Source organism: Vibrio sp. 1249-1 (genome assembly GCF_033340495.1).
Genome location: NZ_JAWOWJ010000077.1, coordinates 1 through 1,237, shown reverse-complemented (window position 1 = coordinate 1,237; position 1,237 = coordinate 1). Strand labels below are relative to the sequence as shown.

The 1,237-nt window shown below is 45.2% G+C and carries 1 protein-coding gene and 1 pseudogene; both read left to right on the top strand.

Annotation, left to right across the window (positions count from 1 at the left end; translation table 11 throughout):
• Positions 1–504: 3-dehydroquinate synthase family protein (locus tag R7Z50_RS24355; RefSeq protein ID WP_411979507.1), on the top strand; the 504-nt coding region annotated here is incomplete at its 5' end.
• 52 nt (positions 505–556) lie between these two features.
• Positions 557–1,237: pseudogene (locus tag R7Z50_RS24350) on the top strand (ATP-binding protein); the annotation flags it as partial.

The window sequence follows — 1,237 nt, the reverse complement described above, 5'->3', positions numbered from 1 at the left end:
TTCTTTGATTGGCTGGAAGAAAATTTAGACCGTTTGTACACGTTGGATGAAGACGCGCTTACCTATGCCATTGCACGTTGCTGCCAAATTAAAGCTGAAGTGGTTGCACAAGACGAAAAAGAGTCTGGAATTCGTGCGTTGCTCAATTTGGGTCACACTTTCGGTCATGCGATAGAAGCTGAATTAGGCTACGGCAATTGGTTACATGGTGAGGCGGTGTCTTCTGGTACGGTGATGGCGGCCAAAACGTCACTTCTGCGTGGACTGATTTCTGAAGAGCAGTTTGAGCGTATTGTGGCATTGTTGCGCAGAGCGAAATTGCCAGTCCATACACCCGACAGCATGAGTTTTGATGACTTTATCAAGCATATGATGCGTGATAAAAAAGTGCTGTCAGGTCAATTGCGCTTAGTTCTACCAACCGGAATTGGCAGTGCGGAAGTGATAGCCGATACTTCACAAGACGTGATTCAGCAGGTTATTGATTTCGGTCGCAATATTTAACCTTGTAATGACGCCATCTGGCGTCATTCTTGTTGTTTAAGAAGGTTATCAGATGAGTTTTGCTCACGTTCTGGAATTAGATTCTCAAACCGAGTTATTGGATAGATTGGAGTTGTTGACCAACTTTGGATCCAACCTTATTGCGATCAATGGCCCTGATGGGTATGGAAAATCTTGGCTGGCGCAACGATACCTTGAGCTGGGTGCGAGTAACAAAAATCAATGTTGTTACTTTGTCATGCGACCCAAGATGACGTGCAGCGTCGCGTCCTCATCTTGAGTCAGCTGGTTTCCGATGCATTGTTTAATCAACAAGAGCCTTTACTCGACAGTCTAGAGCGTATTCTCGAAGGTGAGCCTTGCGATATTGCGATTGTTATTGATGACGCTCATTTACTTAGTGAAACGCTCGTTTCGGAGTTATGGACGTTAGTCTTAGAGGCGCATGAAAAGCCGAACTGGACGATCAACGTGTTGCTTTTTACTCAGTCTGGGCGTTTGGAGTCGGTCTTGTCTCGATTGAGTTATGGGCAAGAACTTAAGCCAGTTGAACTTGATATCGATATGCTATCCGAAGTGGAAGCGCGTCGTTTCTTCGAATCACTAGTGGTTAGGTATGTCGATGACGATGCGGAGAAACGTGTTCGAGATGCATTTAAGAAAGTCGACCCGATTCCGGGTGACATCATGGCATTAGGAGAGATGAAAGTGGAAAAAAGGATCATTATCCGTT